Below are 1,232 nucleotides of genomic sequence, written 5' to 3'. Positions count from 1 at the left end.
AGATTTTTACACTCTTCAAAGGCATTATAGCCTATCTGTGTAACCGAAGAAGGAATATAAAGGCTTTGTATTCCGCTGCCCATAAACGCACATATACCGATATGTTTTAAATTAGTATCAAAAGTAACATTCTTCAGATCTTTGCAGTTAAAGAACGCATGAGCAGCGATTGCTTTAAGTGAAGACGGACAATTCAGCTGAGTAAGACCGGAAGCCCTGAAAGCGTCTTCATCCAATAAACAGATCCCTCTAAGGTCGAAATTCTTAAGCTCTGAGCATTCTAAGAATGCACTGTTTCCTATTGTGTCAGTAAAAACAGGAAGCACAACATGTTCAACTGAAGAATAATTAAACGAACTTCTTGGCAATTCCTTAAACTTCATTCCGCTCAGGTCTACATCTTTTGCATTAGTTTTATTGAAATAACACATATTTATTCCCGGGGTGCCATTAGCTTCTTTTTCAGTTAATGATAACGACTGACCTGTTATAATGATCCTTTTAACAGTAGGAGGAATCTGGTAAATATCATCCAATACTCCGGATCCCCAGATATAACACGTATCGTCTCCATACACTCTGAACCATGCAGACGGCTCATCGTCGATATGACCGCAAACGCCGTAATTGGGATCATCTTCAATAATATATTTAGAATTATTTGAATCACTTAATTCAACAGTAAAAACATTCTTGGAAAGATTAACAGCCGAGAACATTTTGCCGACGTTACAACGTCCGAATTTAGTACCGCTTTCTGATTGAACAGTGACTTCATAATTCCTTTTCAAAATATTTTTATCTTTTTCAAAATACGAAAGATTGCCGTTTGAATCGCTTTTTAAAGCCTCTTGTGTTTCCGGGTCTTTTATTGATAACCCTGCCAAAAAAGCCTTAGCACCTTCAATTGGTACTTCACGATCATCTTCATTTTCTTTTTCTTCAATTATATGTAATGTGATCTTATGACTAATATTGTCACAAGGTCCTTCTACCCAACCACTGTGATTGGAATTATGGTATTCAAGCAGATCGAAAGAAGCCTCCGCTAATACAGCCTCAGCATCATAACCAAAAAAGTTAAATTCCGCTTTTGCTGCTATAAATGGCTGTATAACCAATGACAAACAGTTTTTACAGTCATGTTGTACGTCAGGAGGATAATATGAATCTGAATTCGTAAGAGTCAGCCTTATTCCAATTTCAGGAGCTATGTCAGCTGAAATCCAATC

At 37.0% G+C, this 1,232-nt stretch carries 1 protein-coding gene; it reads right to left on the bottom strand.

Annotated elements, in window-relative coordinates; translation table 11 throughout:
* On the bottom strand, positions 1-1,232 hold a 1,232-nt coding region (locus T488_RS17290; RefSeq protein ID WP_037297503.1), incomplete at both ends, for a leucine-rich repeat domain-containing protein.

Source organism: Ruminococcus flavefaciens ND2009, from assembly GCF_000621785.1.
Lineage (GTDB): Bacteria > Bacillota > Clostridia > Oscillospirales > Ruminococcaceae > Ruminococcus > Ruminococcus flavefaciens_C.
The sequence above is the reverse complement of the archived record's forward strand: the minus strand, read 5'-3'. Positions and strand labels throughout refer to the sequence as shown.